We start from the raw sequence: 20,636 nt of genomic DNA, 5'->3' as shown, positions 1-20,636 counted from the left end.
GAACTATTATGAAATTATAGATATGAAATAAAAAATCTGAGCTTAGGCTTATCCATATTCAATGAGAGAGGTGTTTGTATGAAACATGAACTCGTTAAACCGGATATCACCGTTATCGGGGGCGGGCTTGCTGGCGTATGCGCTGCCATATCTGCTGCCCGGCTGGGCCAACAGGTCGCTCTGGTGCAGAATCGTCCTGTACTCGGTGGTAATTCCAGCAGTGAAGTACGTGTGTGGGTCTGCGGGGCTACCGCCCACGGGATTAACCGCTACGCCCGCGAGACTGGCATCATGGGGGAACTGTTTGTAGAGAATCAGTATCGTAATCCGGAGGGCAATCCTTATCTCTGGGACTTGGTCATTCTGGAAGCCGTTCGAGCTGAATCCAACATCAGCCTGTACCTGAACACGGATGTCCATGAAGTTGAGGCCACTGGAGATGGCGAAGAACGTATGATCACCTCTGTTACCGGGTGGATGATGGGCTCTGAGCGCAAAATCCGATTCGAGAGTCAGATCTATCTGGACTGTACAGGTGATGGACTGGTTGGTTTTCTGGCAGGTGCCAAGTTTGCACTCGGCCGGGAAGCCCGCAGCGAATATGGTGAAGAATGGGCACCGGAGGTGGCCGACCAGATCACGCTGGGCAGTACACTGCTCTTTTATACCAAGGATACGGGTACCCCCGTCCGCTATATCCCGCCTTCTTTTGCCAAGGATATCACACAGACGAGTATTCCGATTCGCCGGGTCATTCGCAGCGGGGATTCCGGTTGTCATTATTGGTGGATTGAATGGGGCGGTGAACATGACACGGTTCATGACAATGAACTGATCCGTGATGAGCTGTGGTCCGTAATCTACGGGATCTGGGACTATATCAAGAACTCCGGCAAGTTTGATGCCGATCATATGACGCTGGAGTGGATTGGTTCGCTGCCTGGCAAAAGGGAGTACCGCCGCTTCACGGGTGACTATGTGCTCACCCAGAACGATATCATTAGCCAGCGGGAGTTCCCGGATGCCGTTGCCTTTGGCGGCTGGTCCATCGACCTGCATCCCCCGCAGGGCATGTACGCCGAAGCGAGCGGCTCGAAGCATATGCATGCCGACGGCGTATATCACGTGCCGTTCCGCTCGTTATATTCCGCCAATGTGCGGAATATGCTCATGGCCGGGCGCGACATCAGTGCATCACATGTCGCCTTCGGCACGACCCGCGTCATGGCCACATGCGCGGTCATCGGCGAAGCCGCGGGTACGGGCGCAGCGCTCTGCGCGGCCATGGGGGTGTCGCCGCGCGAGCTGCACGCGAGGCATCTTGCGGCGCTGCAGCAGACGTTGCTGCGGCAGGACGCTTCCATCATCGGGGTGCGTAGCCACGATGAGCTGGATCTGGCCCGGCGTGCCAAGGCTACAGCCTCCAGCACGCTGACGGGCATCGCTCTGGAGCAGCCTGGCGAGACGTACCCGCTGGGTACGGATGTTGCCCTGCTGCTGCCTGTGCATCCACTGCTCAGCGGCCTGGAGCTGCTGCTGGATGCATCCAGCGATACCGCGCTGACGGTAGAGCTGTGGGATACGGGGCGTAAGGAGAACTATGTCCCGCATTCGTTACAAGTTACGGCGACTGTTAACGTTACAACCGGGGCTAGGCAGTGGGTGAAGCTTCCGCTCGAATGGCGACCGGAAGAACCGCAGAATGCTTTTATAATCATCCGCTCCAATAAAGCCGTCTCACTCTACCATTCGACAGAAGCACACAGCGGGATGCTGATCTTCTTCAAAACAGAAGAAAACCACGTGTCCAAAAATCTGGAGGATCACGCCACGGATCAGCCTGTTGTCTTGTGGTCCATGCAAGGGTTGGCACGTCAGCCCTTCTGCTGTCGTCCCCTCGCTGAGACTTCTGCCTATTCAGCAGACAACACGATCAACGGTTATCATCGCCCTTACGGTGGGCCACAGCAGTGGATGTCGCAGCCGATGCAGTCTGGCAAGCCGGAATGGGTGCAATTGACATGGGAAGAGCCACAAACTTTGGCTGAACTTCACCTGACGTTTAATGATGATGTCAACGAGGATCTGGTTAATTTGCATCACCATCAGACTGCATTCCGTGTGATGCCTGAACTTGTGCGTGATTATCGGGTGGAGGTATGGAGCGGGTCTGGGGAATGGATCGAGATTGTAAATGTAACGGAAAACCGCAAAAGAAAAGTCATTCATTCCCTGGATGTGCCTGTGTCAGTTCAGGCTCTGAGAATCATGATTGATGCCACCAATGGCAGCAGTTATGCCGAATTAATCGAGATTCGGGCATATGCGGAGCCAACTCGTTAACCAATTAAAGTTACCAGCAGACAGTGTCTGCAAATCATACAGGAGGCTGCCTCTTTTTCTACATCCTGTTCATGGAATTGAATTCCAAACCAAAAGGAGGATACAGGAAACTGTATCCCCCCATCCTCCACACACGTCCGCCTTATTCTATACCGCGGTTGGAACCCGCAAACCCTCAATCAGAATAAACAACGTAAGTGCTTGTCCATAACCCATTGGGCTAATCGGTATTTCTTTATAAAACTGAGCATCCTGCCCCACAGGAGTTCCGTAGGACACCTGCTGTACAACTCCGTGATCATCAATTTGCCGCAGCACTGCTTCAAGTGCTCTCGTACCGCTATCGCGATAGGACTCGTCCAGATATCCGTACCGGATCCCCTTGAGAATGCCATATCCAATCGCTGCCGTTGCCGAGGTTTCTTGGTAAGAGGTCGGGTCATCCAGCACGGTGTGCCACATTCCATCCTCACTCTGAAGCTTGCTAAGCGATCTAACTTGAGCGGTCGCTGTATCCAACAGATAGGCCTTCAGCCCATCTTCAATGGGAATGATATTAAGAAAATCCACAACGCCCGCCGTATACCATGCATTGCCTCTTCCCCAATGAACAGCACCATAGTTATGATTTTCGTTGAAATCCCAGCCGTGATAGAACAGGCCGGTTTGTTTATTGTACAGGTATTTAATATGCACCAGGAATTGCCGCTTGGCTTCCTCCACATAGGCTGTTTTCTTAAAATATACCCCAGCTTTGGCCAGAAATAATACCGTCATAAACAGGGTATCAATCAGAATCTGGCCGTCATTGGCATCTCCTGTGATCATATGCTGGAACGCACCATCTCCGGTTCGTAGCAGTTCGTCCATAATCCAGCTGCTCCATTCTTCACAGACACGTTCATATTCCCTGTTTCCAGTCAGTTCGCATAGTGAAATCAACGTAAGCAGCGGAGCACAAGTATTCACATTTTTTTCTGGCAACCCTTCCAACAGCCTTGCATTGTACCATGATTCGAGAAATTCCAGCGCCTCGGCATCCTTCGTTGCTTCATGGAACTGAAGTAGACCATAAAGGCCGACACCTTGCGGCCATTCCCATAGGTGGATGTCGATTAGTCCAATGGGAAACTGTTCGTTGATGCTTGTATTTTTCATCGATTTCATCGCATCGGATACCCTGCTTATTTTCTCCAGAAGCACCTCTTGATTCGGCATGATTGCTTTCACTCCCTAGATTTTATTGCTCCTCATTCAACGTTTGATGTCCTGTAACTGTAACCGTCCCCTTACGCCGTATTCGTCATGTACAATTTCCTCTCCCTGAATCAGAAAAGGCTTGTTCATGCCCCACTGAATGGAACCGTATACCGAGTCGGTCAGGCTGAGCGTAAGAGAAGTACGGTCGAATTGCGGGCTGGAGGATCGAACTTGATCTATAAAATGGCTAAATGATCCGAATTGCAGTTCGTTTCCTGCTCTGATGATCCAGGCGTTACGCAATCCGGGAGAAATAAGCTCACGCTCTCTTGTCACTCCATTAGACTCCATACTCGTCCCATTGGCCGCATATAGGGCCACATACCCTTTATTCAGACGGGCAAAATACCAGTTCTCATGCTGCACCCACTCTGTGAAAAAGCTCGCAGGAAAATAAGCATGTGTCCAATCCGCAGTCTGATCTGCCGGGATATCAAACATCATCAGCGCGATCCCCTCATGCTGAACCACGTCAGGCAATATCCCGTTTCCAGCCCAGAAGCAAGGCCGTCCATCCCCATGCTTGTAGATTTCTGCTGGATGATTCACCCATATCTGCGCTTCAGGGGACAGAGACAGATGGTTAACATGCTCCTGATAACCTGGCTTGCCTGGACGAAAGCGAATGATGGAGGATAAAGCATATTCCTCTGTCCGATGATGATAGAGCTTGGCGTAACCTCCCTTGCCCTGCTCATTGGCGAACAACAATTGCTGATTTTCCCCAAGCAACAGATGCTCCTGATATGCTGCCGGAGGAATGTAATCTGATAAACTCAAAGCAACATTGCTGATTGAATAATTGTTTACATTGCCGATGCCATAACCGATCCAGCACATGGAAGTCGTTCCCGCTGCATAACTACCCAGCAGTTCCTTCTCATAGCTGCGACCAAACGTGGTGGACATGACGCCTTGATGCATCTGAACGGTAATATAGTAGAAAAGTAGGTCCATTGCCTTTTTAGCTTGCTGCCTGAGCTGCTCATTATGGGCAAATTCATAGATATGTAGCAGCCCCACCGCATCAATGGGAATGTATGCACTTGAATTCCATTCTGCCAATCCTTCATCCATAAAGCGTTCAAACCATAAGGCAAGCCTCTGCTCTGCCTTCTGACGGTGAACTTCACCGGACTCACCACTGTTGCTGAACGTTTCATCCCCGAAAAGTTGTCCGGCTAACAACTCATTGGTATGGAATAACAGAGCATGGTTCTCACTGAAAAACCACATCACATCATCACCAGGTTCATCAATCCAATATCGATAGCCCAGAATACTTGCTTTTACCCGATCCCAGAATAATTCACTGAACAGACCGCTATTTCGTTCATCTCTCCAAAGACGAAACAGCCCCACCAGATAGAAGTCACTGCAATCCTTTCGTTGCTCGATCCCTTCCACACCTTCAAGCAGCATGTTCTCCGCTTCTTGCAGATTGCCATTTGTTTTTAACATGGCGATAGCCGTATGAATGTTACGACTGCCCTTCTCAGCAATACATTGCAGAGCCAGAGATTTGCGTGCTGCAATATCCACAGCTTGCTGAGCAGCTTCATCGTAAGTAGTATCGTAGGATTGACAGCCGAACTTCTTGGTCAATGCGACGTTAGAAACTGAAATCGTCAGCGTGAAGTATACGTAATGATGACCAATTTCATTGGTGTGTGCCAGAACCAGGTCCGTTTCCTTTTCGGCTATGTGTATTGTCTTGTTTTCAGTGCCATCAAAGAAATTGCCGTACTGGATATCAACTTCTCTAACGATGTCCGGCAAGGGAAGCGGCAGCTTGAGCTTAATCTGCTCTCCTCTGAAGAGATCCGAAGGAAAATAAGCCTGTTCAAGGGCTTGTTCTGCGGATTTTACAGGCTCCGCCAAATGAGGAGCAATAGGCAGGGAAATTTCCAATTCCTCGTCTCCCAGGTATTCCACCGCAAAAGCATACATGGTATCCCGCTCAGCAAGATCCTCCCAGCAGGCATAGATCTCATTGTTTCCAGCTACAAGTTCAACTTCAATAACGATTTCCTGCTCTTTGTTACGCATGAGTGGCGCAAAATCCGTTACTACTTCCCCATTCACCCACAATGTCAGACTGCCATAGGTCTTAATCCGCAAAGAGGCGGTATGAGCAGTCGCAGAAATAAGCCTTGTTGCACCGTAGCTGCGCAGATGTGTCGGTACAAACCAAAATCCGGATTGCTCCACCCGTGGATTATTCCAGGGAGAATATAGTGTCCACGGCATCCCGTCCTCTTCTCCAACGAAGCTGTCTCCCGGGCTGGGAAACTCGCTCCATTGGTCAAAAAATCGTTTTACCGGCTGTGTTCTCCTATGTTCTACAAATTCTTTTCTGCATGGATTCTCATGAATGGCAAAACCATCGATAAGCCAATCATTGATATCTCCCTCCATGGTTGTTGGAACAAAGGCAACAGGCTTCGTATATATGCCGCTGATTATCCAATGATTAATGACCTGATGGTCGCCTAATTTCATAGGTTTATAATTCAAGGTATCTGTCCCGTCACGGGTAATATCTGACATTCAACTCATCCTTTCATTCCTGAAGTAATCATACCGCTGACAAAATAACGCTGGAAAACCATAAAAACAATCAGTACCGGAAGCATCGTGATGACGGACATGGCCAGGAGACTGCCCCAATCTACGTTGTATTCCCCAATAAAATTAGAGAGCGCAAGCTGAATCGTATATTTCGATGGATCACTAATAGCAATTAACGGCCATACAAAATCATCCCATCTCCACATGAAGGAGAAGATCGCAAGCACGGCCAGAATTGGCTTCGCTATGGGCAGAATAATGCTCCAGTAAATTTTCCATTCACCGGCTCCATCCATCCGGGCAGCTTCCAGTAATTCATCAGGTACGCTTAGCAAGTACTGCCGCATAAGGAACACACCTGTCGGAGTTGCTGCTGGCGGGATAATAATGGCGAGCAGGCTATTATACATCCCGAGTGCACTCAGCACCTTGAATATAGGGATCATAATGACCTCAATCGGAATCATGAGTGTTGAGATAAAAGCGATTAATATGATCGAGCTTCCGCGGAAACGGTACTTCGCGAGAGCAAAGCCTGCCATGGAATTAATCAATAACAGGAGCAGCGTTGAGGATAGAGTTACGATCGTACTATTCATAAAATACAAGCCAAAATTACCTTTTCTGAATGCCTCCTTGAAATGCTCGAAGGTGACTGGCTCCGGCCACAATTTCGGAGGAAAGCTGTACAGATCGCTATTCGTTTTCAGAGCAGAAATGACGACCCACAGAACAGGCAGGAGCCACACCACGGCGGCAATACTTAACATACTGTAAATGACGATTTTGACCATCGGTTTCATTACCATCACGTAGCCCCTCCTTTCGATAGACGGAATTGCAGAGCCGAGAATCCGCCAATAAGGATAAACAGTATCACCGACATGGCGCTGGCTAACCCAAGCTCCTGCCTGTTAAAGCCAATTTCATAAATATATTGAACAATATACGTGGTTTCCTTGCCTGGCCCACCTCCTGTAAGCGCAAACATAAGTGGGAAGGCTTTGAACGCGTCAATCAGGCACAGCATCACAACGAGTAAGCTTGTAGGCTTCAAAAGTGGGAGGGTAATATAGCGAAATACCTTTGTTCCCGTCGCCCCGTCCAAGCGAGCAGCCTCATAATAATCCGTAGGTATGGCCTGCAAGCCCGCGATAAAAATGACCATGAAAAAGCCTGCACGAGACCAAACCGTTGCGATGATTACAGCCGTATTTGCCCAAAAAGGAGAGGTAAGAAAGCCGACTGGTTCCACACCAACCACGGTTAACAGATGATTCAAGATGCCAAATGAATCTCCAAAAATCCATTTCCACGTTAAACCTACGATAATGTAAGAAATCATGGTCGGCCAATAAAATACGGCCCTGAAGAAACCGCGCATCCTAATCTCGCGCGCAAGCAGCAAAGCAATGCCTAATGCTGCTCCATATATTAGCGGGACAACAATTGCTGCATAAATCCCCGTTCGTCCGATGGTTGACCAAAATTCCCGATCCCCTATGATTTTGATATAATTGTCCAGCCCGTTAAACTTCATTGGGTTCAATCCATCATAGACATGGAAAGAATAATAGAGACCCAATAAAGAGGGAAATACGATAAACGTTCCAAAGATCAGGAGGTTGGGAAGTATAAACAGATAAGGAGCAATAACGAGCTTCCTGTTCTGTTTTGCCAGCGTATTCCTGTTTAATCGTTGTTCTTCACTCATCTGCTTGCCCCTTCCTTATGCGTTCATTCAAAAGGGAGGCTATACAGGAATCGGTAAGCCCCCGTTATGTGAATTATCTAAAAGAATTTAAGTTTATTGACTGCCAATCGCCTCGTTAATCAGTTTGGCTGTTCGATCCAATGCTTCCTGAGGAGTTGCCTTGTCTGACAGCACGTCCATAATATTATTTTTCAAATCTGTTGAGATTTTAGATATAAGCGTTTGCTTAGACCAGTCATTAGCTGCAAGAGGTGAACTGTTCTTCAGTTCATCCGAGAAAATTTCAAACATCTCTTTGCCATATTCATAATTCAATGCGGAGCTGTCCTTCCGTGGACTCATAAACAATGATTCCTGATTATATTTGGAATTCACTTCTTTGGACGTTAAATATTCAATGAATTCTGCTGCCTCCTGCTCATAACCACTGCCTTTGAAAGCCATGAGAAACTTCCCGCCAGGCACGGAAGAACGTTGTGTTCCTTTCGGCATATAGGTGACGCCCCATTCGAAATCGGTGATATCCTTGTAATTGCTGATCATCCAGTTGCCAGCCCAGTGGGTAGCTACCGTCCCGGAACGGAACAGGTTGTTCGGGTTCTCCCCTCCGAGCCATACCGATTCAGGCATAATTGCATCTTGATGAAGTTGCTTGAACAACTCCATGGAACGGATTCCGGCTTCACTGTTAATGGCCGCCGCACTGCCATCCTCCGTTAAGATGCTTCCGCCATTCTGGTACAGAAGAGTGGACCATCGATGCGGAGTGACATCCCATACCATGCCATATCGTGCTCCACCTATGTCCATAACCTCTTTTAATGCAGCGATATATTCCTCCCACGTCCATACCTGATCGGGAGAAGTAGGTACCTTGACGCCCGCTTTATCGAATAAGGTTTTGTTATAAATAAGCCCATTCGCTGTGACATCCATAGGCGCTGCTACCAGCTTGTCATTCATAACATAGTACGGTTTAAGAGAGTCGATAAATTGATCTTCGAATTGACTGGCATTGTCCACGTAGGGTGTCAGATCAACCGCCTGATTAGCAAATGATCCGGTATCCGTGACCCGGCTCAGGGCTGGTGGCTTTCCACCAGATAACATCGTTTTTAATTTGGTTTGCATGTCCTTGAAGCCAACTTCGATCAGATTGATCTTCACCTTGGTATTGGTCTGCTCATAGTCTTTAATGATTTCCTTAATGACTTCTCCTTCTTTTCCATCAGAGAACCACAGGAAATCCAGAGTTGCTTGTTTCGAACTAGCATTGGTACCTGAATCACCGCAAGCAGTCAGCACGATGAGTAACATGGCCATTACCAGGCTAGTGATGAGCTTAAACGTTGTTCTTCTCGTCATATCAACATCTCCTTGAAAGGGTTTAATGAATTTTGGCTTCGTTAAGTAATTCATTTTTACGGAACAACTGCGGCGATACACCCACATACTGTTTAAAAGCCCTGCTAAAATATACAGGTGTGTTGAAGCCTAATGTTTCAGATATGGACAAAATTGGTGCATCCGTAGACAGTAATAATTTTTTGGCCTCTGCAACTCTTTTCCGTATTACATAATTGCTTATGGTATATCCCGTCGTCTCTTTGAAAGAATGACATATATAGTATTTATTCAAATGCAGTGTTTTGGACAGATCATCCAGTGAAACATTCTCCGTGTAGTTCTGGTTTAAATAATGAAGAACCCGGCTTACGCTTGTCTGCTTCTGGGAAGAGAATAAAATGGGATCTGCGGATTGCTCACTGGTCGTTTTCCGGTAAATCCGCAGCAACAATTGGGTAAGACTTAATTTGATCATTGTTTTATGCCCTGTATTTCCTGCATCCATCTCCTCCTTGATCCCTTTAAATATACCTGTGATGTGTTCACGCTCCTCCAGGGACCAATGCACCAGCAATCCGTTGGGATGCCGGAATATGGACATCAGATTCTCCAACTGACTCACAGCAAGCATGTCCAGTAACCATAACTCCGTAAAATTGACGAAACTTCGCTTGTATACGATTTCTCTTGAAGGATTAATCCGGTGGGGCACTCCCCCTCTGAATATAAACATATCTCCAGGCAACGGCTTATAGATTCGATCACCGATTAAAAAGGTCGCATCACCTTGGATAAAATAATGAATCTCATACCCATTATGCGTATGAACAGGCCATTCATCCTGAAAATTATCTGCTTCTGATCGCACATAGACTTCATTTTCCTGCAAAGCAATATTCGTCGGGGTGTGTATGGTTAGCATCAATAAAGATCTCCCTTCCCAGAATATAAATAGCAATATAGTTTAATAATTTACAATGATAGCGCTTTACAATGAATTGTATCACAGTTATTTCAATCTAATCCGAACAATATTGCTGTATTGTTGATCACAATTGTTGAAAATGATTAGAAAGGAATTTACAGGAAAAGGATGTAGACGACAAAAAAACCGCTGTCCAGCCCATAGGCTATCACGCGGTCCTTTAGCGTTACATTTCAACCCCATTCGTTCCAATGTTTTTCCAGAAAAACAACTTCATTCTCGTAGTGAGTCAGATGGCCCTCTTCGACCATTTTCATAAAAGAGACATCTCCATCAGACGCACGATCAGCCAGCGTCTTGCACATAAAACGGATGCGGGATACAACCCATGCCTTCAAATCCGGCGGTACAGCCACTCCATATGTGTTCATAAATAATTCAATGCGTTTCTTCCGAACGGCTGCGTGCACTTCACTGCAATAAGGGATAACCTCCTTACCACTCATCGGAAATGGAGGAGAGAAACTTGCCAGCGGAACGCAAGTATATAATGTATAGGCAATATCCCACAGACGTGGACCTGGACCGACCATATCGAAATCGATAATCCCCTGTGGCACGCCATCCTTAAATACCACGTTGTATAGTGCAAAATCGTTATGACACACGACCTCATGTTGCTCCATATCAGAATAGGCATTGCTGGATTGAGCAGCAGTTAAGTATGTAACCGTCGCATCATGATAGGTTCGCAAAAGCCTTGCAACTCCCTTTAACGATTCATCTGACCACATGTACGCTTCAATCTCGGGATAATCATTGCCTGGAACGTGTCCGTCAAGATAGGAAAGCATTTCTCTTCCTTCCGTATCAACGCCGAGATATCGCGGTGCCTGATGAAATCCCTCTTTTTCAAGATGCACCAGCAGCTCTTTCACATAAGGATCAGGTCTGGTACTCCGGCGAACCGTCTCTCCAATTCTGATAACCTGATTCACATTACCTCCCGATAATACTTCCTCCTGTTCGGACACTTTCATCCCTCCTCAAGCTAAACTTCCTTGTTATGCCGATGATTACGATTTATCTTATAACTCCCCGGGAACCCCGAGACCAATAGTATGAATCCAACGAAGAACATGAAGTATATGAGTAGACCTGTTGGATGCTCGTTCGTCTGAGCGAACTGGGGCACGTTGCTCCCTCCCGAAGCATATCCTGCTTCTACGATAGCAACAGATACTCGTATTGAGATTCTCTCTATTGTGGAAATAAACACACTGCCAAGCATGAGAATTACACCCAAAATTTTGTTGATATTGTTCATAATACGCCTCCTTCATTAACCGTAGTCCCTATTGCATACGCTTTATCCACTTATGTAACTTTCAATTCTCTATTCCATATTCCTGCATTTTGTTCGAATATGTTCCATTTTCATTCACATCATAACAAAATAGCGCCGTCATCTCTGACGCCGCTGTTGACGCTTTCTGAATAAGTTACGTGGCTACCACTTGGTGCAGATCCATACTATTTTCGAAAAAGGCTGACCGTTCAACATAATACAGATCATACATCTGTTCATGCATATTAATCCGTTGATAGACTTCTGGATACACATCATTGGCTATTTTCACATATGGCAGTTTTTGTACCGCTTTTCTGGATCTTATATTTTGCTTGCGTATCTTCATATATACCGTTTCAATGTCATGTTCCAGGAACAATTCAACAAAGAAAGCTGACTTGGCTCTTTGGCTATATCCATTTCCAAAAAAGGGTGATCCAATCCATGTGGCTAAAAAACCGGTTTGCTGCTCGATATGATACAGATCAATCGTCCCAATAGGCTGCCCTATCTCATTCAAAATCGTTCGGGAAATCACTGTTTTCTGCTCTTCTTCGGACATCAATTGTTTCGTAAGGAATAGATATTCTTCATACGATTGGCATAGATAACGAACGTAAGGCGAAACTGCGGGGTCCATCATTAAGCTGTACAGTGAATGGCATTCCTGCAAATCACGTTTTTTTAACATTCTGTCTACCACCTAGTCCTTTTAGTTCGCTATATCAAGCAAATTAAGTATATAAAAGCTATTGTGGTATTTAATGAATTCTGAATATGTCTTATGTAAAATGCATTGGCAAATGTTGTTTAACTCACCATCCGGTAGCACAAAAAAACGGCATGTCCCTTTTGTAGGAACACGCCGTTTGCACGGATCAAGCTAGTTCGTCTTTTATTGCATACCTTGCATGATCGCGTTAATGATGTTTTGTTGCGTCACGGTATTATTCTGACGGTTAAACAAGGCGAATCCATGTTGACCGTTATGCCCGTTGTCCCAATAAACAGGAACCATTTTGTATTTCTTGGCTTTTGCTGAAACTGCTTTGGCGTATGCAGCACGATATACATTGTTGCTGGAATCGTACGACGTTTTATCAATCGAGCCAAATTCACCAATCACCACAGGATAGCCCTGAGTCACAAATTTATCGTACATGGACTTGAACTGCGACTCAAGATAATCTTCTTGTCCCCACGTCGACTTTTTGGCAGGATTGGTTGCCGTTGCACCCCATTGCGTGATATTGCCATTTTCCTCACCAGCGAAATCCCACGGAGAGTAATAGTGTGCCGAGATCATGATTCTCTTCTGCGAGCTAGGAATGGAAGAGGATCTGAAATTATCTGTTGGAAGAGCAAAACCATAATTACCAACCGTGTAATCAATATTGGTGTTCCAGCCTGGAATCAGCAACCATCTGGCATTGTTGTTACCTCCAGTCTGACGAACCGTATCCACGAAGATTTGATTGTAGGCGTTCAGATTGGCATAATACGCCGAGTTCGGGTTGCCATAGTTGCCGTCGAATACTTCGTTCATGGATTCAAAGATAAGACGATCATTATAGTTGCTGAACTTGGTAGCCACCTGCTGCCACACCTTTTTATACTTTTCCTTAATGGCCGTCTGATTGCCACTATTCACGAGCAGCCATCCACCCTGTACAGAATTGTAACCATCGCCATGAATGTTGATAATGACATACAGACCTTCATTGTAGGCGTAATCTACGACTTGTTGAATTCGATTCAGCCATGCTGCATTGATTGTATAATTGGGAGCGCTTCCAATGTTGCTCAAGTAGGAAATGGGAATACGAATCGACTTGAAGCCCGCCGCTTTTACCTTTTTGATCAACTCTGGAGTCACTGTAGGATTGCCCCATGAAGTTTCATTCGGTGTGCCGTTCACGGATGCTTCCAGCTGATTGCCCAGATTCCATCCTGCACCCATCTCAGCCACAATTTGCGAAGCGTCTGCTGCGGATGCTTTGGGACTCCATCCGGTGAATGCCACCGCAGCCACTAACATAAGTGCCAAGCTGCTGACGCCAAATTTCTTCCATTTTTTGAACATAACCGTACCTCCGCTTATTCTATTATTTTTTAACAAGCAGTGCAGTTAATCTATTATTCACAGATTGAATGAATCGAGAATTCGTGCCTCCTCTCCCTATCGATCAAACAAATGAAATTTTCGTCTTTCATCAACATAATAGCACATTTTTGGAAAATAAATCTATATATTCGATCCGTTTTTTGACTATTTATTACAAAAATCTTCATTTAACCATCTAAGTTGATTGCATGCCTTGGTTCTCAACAATATCAACAAAATAGCATTGATCTTTCTACTTTCCAAGTATCTTAAAAGAGCTCGTTCAACCACTTTACGAATTTCTCTTTCTCCTCAAACTGTGGGTAATGCGCCGATTCGTTGAATACTATGAAGTCTTTGATCGGTGCATCCAATACATCAAAATAATCACGTGCTGCATTCGCAGTGGTCATATAATCATATTTACCCATCACAAAATAAGTAGGAATCTCCAGATGATCAACAATCTCCGGTAAATTTTGATCTAATGCCTCCCTCACTAAGATGTCTTGTAAACCGAATACTCCTGAGTAAAAGCGAATCATATCCAGCCCATTGTATTCGGGATTAAGAAGAAAACCTGAAATATAATCTCTATTCTCATTGATGAGTCTGGCTGCACCACCATACTTTTGCAACAACGTTCTAGGTGTCAGTCCCGTTCCTTGCTGAATCGAGTCTCGAACTAGTTCCAGTTTTTGAATGTCCTCTGCGTTTCCAGCCTGGTTCGCTTGTTCTAACGTGTACGCCAAGCTCTCCAGTTCGCTCTGAAACGTATTAGCCATCTGTCCAATACCTATATAAGCTTGAAACTGATCAGGTGCTTTAGCTGCAGCTTTCATCCCGATGTATGTACCAAATGAATGACCGATTAATATAACCTTCTCTTGATTTAACTCCTTAGATACATAACCACTTAAAGCTATCAAATCATCTACTAATACATCTGTTGTCAGATTCGAGTAATCCTCAAAAAAGTGATAGGACTTCCCACTCCCGCGTTGATCGTAATGCACCACCGTATAGTGTTGCTCCAGTTCTTTCTGATATTTTCTTACGTAAGGGATCTCCGAGCATCCCGGCCCCCCATGCACAAAAATCAGGATAGGGTTAGTCCGATCAACACCCCTAATCATGACTTCGTGCCCTTCGCCGTTAATTTCGACCTGCTCTAACATGCTGATGCTGTTCTCACCTTTAATTTGGGGTGTCCATGTGGGAAATATCAGAGCTACGATAATCACAAACATCATACTAAATATACTGTACTTGAGTGTTTTACGTATTTTTTTGCGCATGTAATGCTCCTTCATTGATAAGTCTCATATATTTCGGATGTAATTCTTCCAACAGTCCCTTTATCGTAACGGATACAGCAATTCAACGGTTTCTTTCATCAGCTCTTCTTGGAAGATGTAATTGTGATCGGCTCCTATGATACAGAGAATTCGTTTTCCTGAATGAGCTTCAACTGTATTTTTGACTCTTTGAACCATAATCTGATTACGGACCACCCAGCGAAAGTTCTGTGCCTTCGGATTCACCTTATGCAACCATTCATATTTTTGTCTGGTTACGCGATCAAACTCCTTTGAATTAAAAGGAATCTCACCAACCCGATACGTCTCCATTTGCTCCGCAAACCAATGATCATCCTGTTGTTCCAGTTCCTGGCGTTCCTCGCCCGAATAACCGTTAAATGGATCAAAAGCATTCCACACATCCAACTCAAACCAATCAATAGGGACAAATGGGATGTTTTGCTCCTCACACAAAGGGAATACCAAATCCCAATACTCACTGGCCGGTTCTCCCCAGTATCCTCTATCATGCTTGTCCTTCATATACCTCAACCAACTCTGTGGATGAACTTCACCACAAATAAGATCTGGCTTAAACTCAGTTATCACATCCTTGTAAAGGGAAAGCGAACAATGATATCGCTCCCTGAGTTCTGGATTATGAATGGTGCCAAGTATGCCAACCGTTGTCATGTGCCCAGCTCCTTTATCATGTGTATATCTTTCGGCTCTTTGTCATAGAGTTCTTGATCAATCTCACTTGTAATCTGGCTGCCCTGACTTCTGTAAAAGGATACTGCAGATCTCGTCTCTGTGGAGGAGATATACAGATACTGTGCGCCACGTTTCTTAGCCTCTTCACCTAATTGGTTTAGAATACGTTTTCCAACACCTTGTCTTCTGTACCCGCGTGAAACATACATCAAGTCAACTTGTAATTGATTTTGTTCTCTTCCTCTAAGTTGATGTGCCAGCACTCCAAATCCAATGAATTGATCGTCAGCAAACGCGCCATATGCCATGCCACCTTGTTCCAATTCGTAGACATATCGATTTTGAATCTCCTCCAAAAGCTTTTCATCCCAGTTGGAGCAGTCATGATTCTGTTCAAGCTCAACCAATCCGTTCTCTCTCATTTCATAGATGAGATCAATATGTTCCGAGCGATCTATTGCCTGTAACAGGTTCACATCATCCAGGGTCAACGTTCTATACGTTATCATGGTCGTTGCCTCTCTCCTTTATTTTCAAAACAGAGTTTCTTTCAAGTTAAATCAGCTTATTTTAATTACAGGTAACTCATTTAAATGAGTTATTTCAATGGTGTATTTCTTAAGCTCATACTTCTCAAGTCCATTCCATCTATCCGAGAAAAGATAAAACATATCTCCAAAATTCATGCCTTCAGGTAATACATCCACAAGCAATATCTCATCAATTTCCGAATCGGGTAAGCTACCGAGCGATATAACCTCAGCATAAAAGACCATACCAAAGCTCCCATTCCATTCATATACGCCATAAGGTGTTAATTCAAACCGCATTGCGCCTGTCTCTTCATAGAGCTCTCTACTTGCCGTATGTAGAATAGTTTCCCCAATTTCTTTGTTGCCTCCCGGGATCTCCCAACCTCCTCTTTTTCTATTTTTTATAATGATGAATTGATGGTTGTATTTAGAGATCACAACTGCAAATTTGCTTAATTCTGGATCAAGTTCATCTAGTTCAAACCATTGGCTCATTTCATTCCTCCAATATACGACTACACTTTCAAAATATAATTGTTAAACCATTGAAGAGGCAACAAGCTATCCTCGGATATAATCGTTGTGAATACCGCAACCAATCCTCGCTTTTGGTTAACAAAGATATATTGCCCTCGTCCACCTCCCATACCCATAGCATAAAACGTTTTATTTTCAGTGTCTTCTTCCTTGATGCTTTTCATTATGCGCCAGTGGTAGCTATATAACGTTTTGGAAGTAAGAGAAGGACTTACACTTCTAGCAATCCAGTCCGCAGATATGAGTTGTTTGGAATTCCACTCCCTCATTCATAGAGTATAACACCCCAAACTTCAACATATCTTCGATCTTCATTCGCAAACCAAAGCCCCCTACTGCAATTCCTTGTGTATCCTGATACCAATGAAAATCGTTAATACCCAGAGGTGCAAATAAGTGCTTTTTAGCAAATTCGGCTGTGTTCATACCAGTCGCCTTCTGTAATATGGCGCTAAGTATATGCGAACTCCCGCAACTATATTTCATTTGGATTCCAGGTTCGAATTCAACAGGTTGTTCAAGAACAAATTTCGTCCAATTCCTAGATGGAATCATCGCTTCATTCCCCGGATAGTGCATGCCAGAAGACATCGTCAACAGATGCTTAATCGTAATCCCCTTTTTGCTATCATCCAGATCGTTAAAATAATTTACAATTGGAATATCCTCATGCTCAATGTAGCCTTGTTCTATAGCGATTCCCATCAATGCGGAGAGCACACTTTTAGTAATTGAATTCACTTTATGTTGTTTTTCTTTCGTTTTTCGATTTCGATAGTATTCATATTGAATTGAGTTTTCTCGGTATATCATGCAGCTTTCGGCTTTATTTCGTTTTATCTCTCTTTCGAGATCATTAAATTCAGTGATATGTAACACTCCCTTGTGACTCGCATACCCGCCATCCCTCTGTTTCCCATAAAATTCATCTTTCGTTATATCCAATACTATGTCAGGTAATCGTCTTATAATCTTTTCTTCTTAAAATATTGAATGATTCCATTAGGATATTCATCAATTATTCCAAACACGTTATTAGCCCATTTTTTGGTAGAATCCCGGTGATTGATATGAAAACGTGCTTGTGTGTGCAAGCTTACATCCTAATTCAGAAGCCATGCTTTCTGCTTGCATGATTAAAGACTTCCCATATCCTTTCTTTCTGTGTTCCTCATCTATCCAAAAATTATCAATATATAAGGTTTCACAATATGTAGCACAGAAGATCCCACCAACTGCCTTACCTATCTTGTCCCGTAAAAAAAGATTGATAGTCTTTCCAGGCTTCTTTAATAATCCATTTGTTTCAGAGACGTTATAGTTATATAAGTTATTACAAACGTTTTTGTAGTCTTCTTCATGATCATCAAATACGATTTGTAATTCTTCCTCATGATTCATACGATTCATTGTTTAAGTCCCCTCACTTAGAAAATAATCACATGTGATTTTTAAAATCTTTAAACTATTAGAATTTCTTATTATTTTATTGCCAACCTATAGATCACTTCATCATCTGTATTCGTTCTATCCTCACTAATGAACAACATGCTTTTATACAAATTTTGTGCTATTTCATTATTCCGTTCAACCGTTAATGAAATAACTTTGCACAACGGATGCTGTTTCGTAATGTAATCTAGAATGGCTCTTAAAGCGCGCTTTCCCATTCCTTTACCTTGATAGGATTTATCGATTTGAAAACCACCGAGCCAATAATTATCTGTACTATTTGGAGTATAACTCAGATAAAAGAAACCAAATACCTTTCCATCGATCTCAAGTATGTAAGGATCAAATGCTTCATCCCAAGGTTTTATATAGGCGTAGGCGATTCCCTCAATAACAGATGGAACTAATGACGCTTGGTGTTCATGCAAAGAGATCTTCAATGCCTCTTCCCAATTCTCTCGTGTAACGGGTTGAATGTTTATATCTCCCACTGTATCTCCTCTTTCGGTCATCCTCGATTAATGCTTGCTTACGTTCTTCCACTCTCACTTACAACCACTTCCAAATGACGTTCAATCCACTGTATCACTTGTTTTTTATTCTTCGTGATTGTTGCAGTCTTACGATTTTCGTTAATTGTACATATAACTTCTTCTACATTATATTGATGGTTCCATTTCACAATCATCTTGCATAGGTTCTTGAATGACTGCTTGTAATTCCACGGTTGCAAGCCCATTCTGGACAATACAAACCTCTTGATAATCCGATAATCTCTAATGAAAACATTTGGAGCTAATACAAAAATCAAATCCGCTTCCTGAATGGACTTTAATGTCCAATCCTTGCACTGTACTCCTTCTACGATCCAAGCCTCGGAACTGACTATTGATTGGAAGGATTCATCCCTCACACTTTCAGGATATCTCAGATTTTCGGCGCTTCTGTCCCATATGAGATTGTCTAATTCATAGGAAGGAATACCATATTGATCAGACAATTCTTTGGCTAATGTTGATTTCCCACTACCGCAAGATCCAATAATTCGAATTCTCATACATAATCTTTCTTCAACAATGCATAGATGACATTATCAACAAATCGATTTTTCCAAATAAAATTCTCTTTCAATATGCCTTCTTCACTGAAGCCAATTTTCTCAAGTAACGTTCTTGATCCCGCGTTCTCTGGCTCTACAAATGCTTCAATTCGGTTTAATTCAAGGTTCTTGAATCCATATTCAACAATCTTCTTAGCGACCTCGGTCATGTAACCCTGCTGCCAGAACTCCGGTGCTAACTCATATCCCATCGCAGCTTTATAATGTTGTTTCATCCAACCATGAAATCCGCATGTTCCAACAATTCTGTTGTCTGACTTCAAAGCAATTCCCCAACGGATGACCTGACCATTTTCGAATCGTTCATTCCATCTTTGTATGAGTTCTTCTGCTTGTTTCATATTCGTAAAACGTTCTACATCGTAGAACGTTGTAACTTCATCTGAAGAGAAAATTTGAAATATGTCTTGAGAATCAATCTGTTTAATCTCTCTTAACAGAAATCTTTTGGTTTCTAATTCAGGAAATGGAGTCATCATCCATTCACCTTAATCGAGTATACTGCTACATTTTTCCCAATGATGTCTACGTCCTTCTCGTGTTTCATGCCATTCTTTTGCGCGACTTTCATAGAACCCACATTACCATGTTGAATTAACGATATTAATCGTCTCTGATTCAAGTGATCCATGCCATATTCTTTCCATGCGTTTGCTTGTTCATATCCATAACCCATGCCCCAGTATTGCTCTGTAACCCAGTAACCAACTTCAAGCTCATCAGTGCCTTCAATGTTTTGAGGAATCAGTCCGGAGGTTCCAATCAACTTGTTATCCTCTTTATTAAATGCGAGGAACAGCCCTTTATCGTTTTTGTTCCAGTTGATGAACTTTTCCAGGCTTTGCATGGTTTCTTCCTTCGTCCAGGGTCCTCCATGTCTTATAAATTTCATCATATTCGGCTCGCGTGTCATCTCAAAAAGTAAATCAAAATCATTTTTGGTATATTTCCGAAATTTAAGTCGTTCTGTCTCCATCATAATCTCATCTCCTTTTTCTTATATTTCACTTCAAAATCGTTTGTTCGCGATCTACTGTCGATGTGAAAAATGTCTGCCTAATTTCTTCTCGAAATACTTCTTGATAACGATGTCTTCCGATCTGATCAAAACGCGCTTGAACTCGCTTTACGTGTTCTGTATCTGATTTTATCTTTTTCTCAATCTCTTCGTATTGTTCAAGGGCATCGTATTCCCACATCGCAAAAATTTCACTGGTTTCATCATCGATTGGTGTGTGCCATCTCCCAATAAGTCTTGATCCATATTTCAATTGGGCTGGCAGTAAAATATCATTAAATAGAGCATTAAATTCTTCTACAAAAGAAGTCGCAATAACATAGGTTTTTCTCCTATATATCATCAT

22 protein-coding genes are annotated in these 20,636 nt (G+C 43.7%); 1 reads left to right on the top strand and 21 read right to left on the bottom strand.

Annotation, left to right across the window (positions count from 1 at the left end):
* Nucleotides 1–78 precede the first annotated feature (78 nt).
* Nucleotides 79–2,343: an FAD-dependent oxidoreductase gene (locus ACE3K2_RS08225; protein WP_421888811.1), complete on the top strand. Its 2,265-nt coding sequence runs from the start codon at nt 79–81 to the stop codon at nt 2,341–2,343.
* A 147-nt stretch (nt 2,344–2,490) separates the two neighbouring features.
* Here ACE3K2_RS08225 and ACE3K2_RS08220 read toward each other — a convergent pair whose 3' ends face one another.
* From ACE3K2_RS08220 to ACE3K2_RS08120, 21 genes are all read right to left on the bottom strand, one after another.
* Entirely contained in the window at nt 2,491–3,561 is a 1,071-nt protein-coding gene (locus tag ACE3K2_RS08220; protein ID WP_421888810.1) for a glycoside hydrolase family 88/105 protein, read from the bottom strand.
* A 36-nt stretch (nt 3,562–3,597) separates the two neighbouring features.
* The gene (locus ACE3K2_RS08215) at nt 3,598–6,153 is read right to left on the bottom strand and encodes a hypothetical protein (protein WP_421888809.1); all 2,556 of its coding nucleotides are present in this window, start codon (nt 6,151–6,153) and stop codon (nt 3,598–3,600) included.
* Between the two features lie 5 nt (nt 6,154–6,158).
* Nucleotides 6,159–6,977: a carbohydrate ABC transporter permease gene (locus ACE3K2_RS08210; RefSeq protein ID WP_421891079.1), complete on the bottom strand. Its 819-nt coding sequence runs from the start codon at nt 6,975–6,977 to the stop codon at nt 6,159–6,161.
* A gap of 5 nt (nt 6,978–6,982) precedes the next feature.
* Nucleotides 6,983–7,888, bottom strand: a complete 906-nt coding sequence (locus tag ACE3K2_RS08205) for a carbohydrate ABC transporter permease (protein ID WP_421888808.1) — start codon at nt 7,886–7,888, stop codon at nt 6,983–6,985.
* 93 nt (nt 7,889–7,981) lie between these two features.
* Nucleotides 7,982–9,253 carry an ABC transporter substrate-binding protein gene (locus tag ACE3K2_RS08200; protein WP_421888807.1) on the bottom strand — a complete coding sequence of 424 codons (1,272 nt, stop codon included), beginning with the start codon at nt 9,251–9,253 and terminating at the stop codon, nt 7,982–7,984.
* 22 nt (nt 9,254–9,275) lie between these two features.
* The gene (locus ACE3K2_RS08195) at nt 9,276–10,157 is read right to left on the bottom strand and encodes a helix-turn-helix domain-containing protein (RefSeq protein ID WP_421888806.1); all 882 of its coding nucleotides are present in this window, start codon (nt 10,155–10,157) and stop codon (nt 9,276–9,278) included.
* Nucleotides 10,158–10,393: 236 nt separating this feature from the next.
* Entirely contained in the window at nt 10,394–11,200 is an 807-nt protein-coding gene (locus ACE3K2_RS08190) for an aminoglycoside phosphotransferase family protein (protein ID WP_421888805.1), read from the bottom strand.
* An 11-nt stretch (nt 11,201–11,211) separates the two neighbouring features.
* Nucleotides 11,212–11,487, bottom strand: coding sequence for a hypothetical protein (locus tag ACE3K2_RS08185; RefSeq protein WP_421888804.1), 276 nt, complete (start codon nt 11,485–11,487; stop codon nt 11,212–11,214).
* 175 nt (nt 11,488–11,662) lie between these two features.
* On the bottom strand, nt 11,663–12,202 hold the full coding sequence (locus ACE3K2_RS08180; RefSeq protein ID WP_421888803.1) for a GNAT family N-acetyltransferase: 540 nt from the start codon (nt 12,200–12,202) through the stop codon (nt 11,663–11,665).
* A 204-nt stretch (nt 12,203–12,406) separates the two neighbouring features.
* Nucleotides 12,407–13,594: a glycoside hydrolase family 5 protein gene (locus tag ACE3K2_RS08175; protein ID WP_421888802.1), complete on the bottom strand. Its 1,188-nt coding sequence runs from the start codon at nt 13,592–13,594 to the stop codon at nt 12,407–12,409.
* A gap of 290 nt (nt 13,595–13,884) precedes the next feature.
* Nucleotides 13,885–14,913 (bottom strand): alpha/beta fold hydrolase, encoded by a 1,029-nt coding sequence (locus tag ACE3K2_RS08170; RefSeq protein WP_421888801.1) that lies wholly within the window; start codon nt 14,911–14,913, stop codon nt 13,885–13,887.
* Nucleotides 14,914–14,973: 60 nt separating this feature from the next.
* Nucleotides 14,974–15,609, bottom strand: a complete 636-nt coding sequence (locus tag ACE3K2_RS08165; RefSeq protein WP_421888800.1) for a hypothetical protein — start codon at nt 15,607–15,609, stop codon at nt 14,974–14,976.
* Nucleotides 15,606–16,139 carry a GNAT family N-acetyltransferase gene (locus tag ACE3K2_RS08160; protein WP_421888799.1) on the bottom strand — a complete coding sequence of 178 codons (534 nt, stop codon included), beginning with the start codon at nt 16,137–16,139 and terminating at the stop codon, nt 15,606–15,608. Before ACE3K2_RS08160 ends, ACE3K2_RS08165 begins: the two co-directional genes overlap by 4 nt.
* Before the next feature lie 51 nt (nt 16,140–16,190).
* Nucleotides 16,191–16,658, bottom strand: coding sequence for an NUDIX hydrolase (locus tag ACE3K2_RS08155; protein ID WP_421888798.1), 468 nt, complete (start codon nt 16,656–16,658; stop codon nt 16,191–16,193).
* A gap of 261 nt (nt 16,659–16,919) precedes the next feature.
* Nucleotides 16,920–17,579 (bottom strand): serine hydrolase domain-containing protein, encoded by a 660-nt coding sequence (locus ACE3K2_RS08150; RefSeq protein WP_421888797.1) that lies wholly within the window; start codon nt 17,577–17,579, stop codon nt 16,920–16,922.
* Between the two features lie 156 nt (nt 17,580–17,735).
* Nucleotides 17,736–18,110: a GNAT family N-acetyltransferase gene (locus ACE3K2_RS08145; protein WP_421888796.1), complete on the bottom strand. Its 375-nt coding sequence runs from the start codon at nt 18,108–18,110 to the stop codon at nt 17,736–17,738.
* Nucleotides 18,111–18,181: 71 nt separating this feature from the next.
* The gene (locus ACE3K2_RS08140) at nt 18,182–18,643 is read right to left on the bottom strand and encodes a GNAT family N-acetyltransferase (RefSeq protein ID WP_421888795.1); all 462 of its coding nucleotides are present in this window, start codon (nt 18,641–18,643) and stop codon (nt 18,182–18,184) included.
* Nucleotides 18,644–18,681: 38 nt separating this feature from the next.
* The gene (locus tag ACE3K2_RS08135; protein ID WP_421888794.1) at nt 18,682–19,209 is read right to left on the bottom strand and encodes a hypothetical protein; all 528 of its coding nucleotides are present in this window, start codon (nt 19,207–19,209) and stop codon (nt 18,682–18,684) included.
* A complete protein-coding gene (locus ACE3K2_RS08130) occupies nt 19,206–19,748 on the bottom strand; it encodes a GNAT family N-acetyltransferase (protein WP_421891076.1) in 543 nt (180 codons plus the stop codon). Before ACE3K2_RS08130 ends, ACE3K2_RS08135 begins: the two co-directional genes overlap by 4 nt.
* Nucleotides 19,748–20,251: a GNAT family N-acetyltransferase gene (locus ACE3K2_RS08125; protein WP_421888793.1), complete on the bottom strand. Its 504-nt coding sequence runs from the start codon at nt 20,249–20,251 to the stop codon at nt 19,748–19,750. The genes ACE3K2_RS08130 and ACE3K2_RS08125 overlap by 1 nt, the downstream gene beginning before the upstream one ends.
* Nucleotides 20,252–20,276: 25 nt before the next feature.
* Nucleotides 20,277–20,633: an NIPSNAP family protein gene (locus ACE3K2_RS08120; protein WP_421891073.1), complete on the bottom strand. Its 357-nt coding sequence runs from the start codon at nt 20,631–20,633 to the stop codon at nt 20,277–20,279.
* Nucleotides 20,634–20,636: the final 3 nt, after the last annotated feature.

This window comes from Paenibacillus sp., assembly GCF_048976745.1.
Lineage (GTDB): Bacteria > Bacillota > Bacilli > Paenibacillales > Paenibacillaceae > Paenibacillus.
This window is presented reverse-complemented; position numbering and strand designations above follow the sequence as displayed.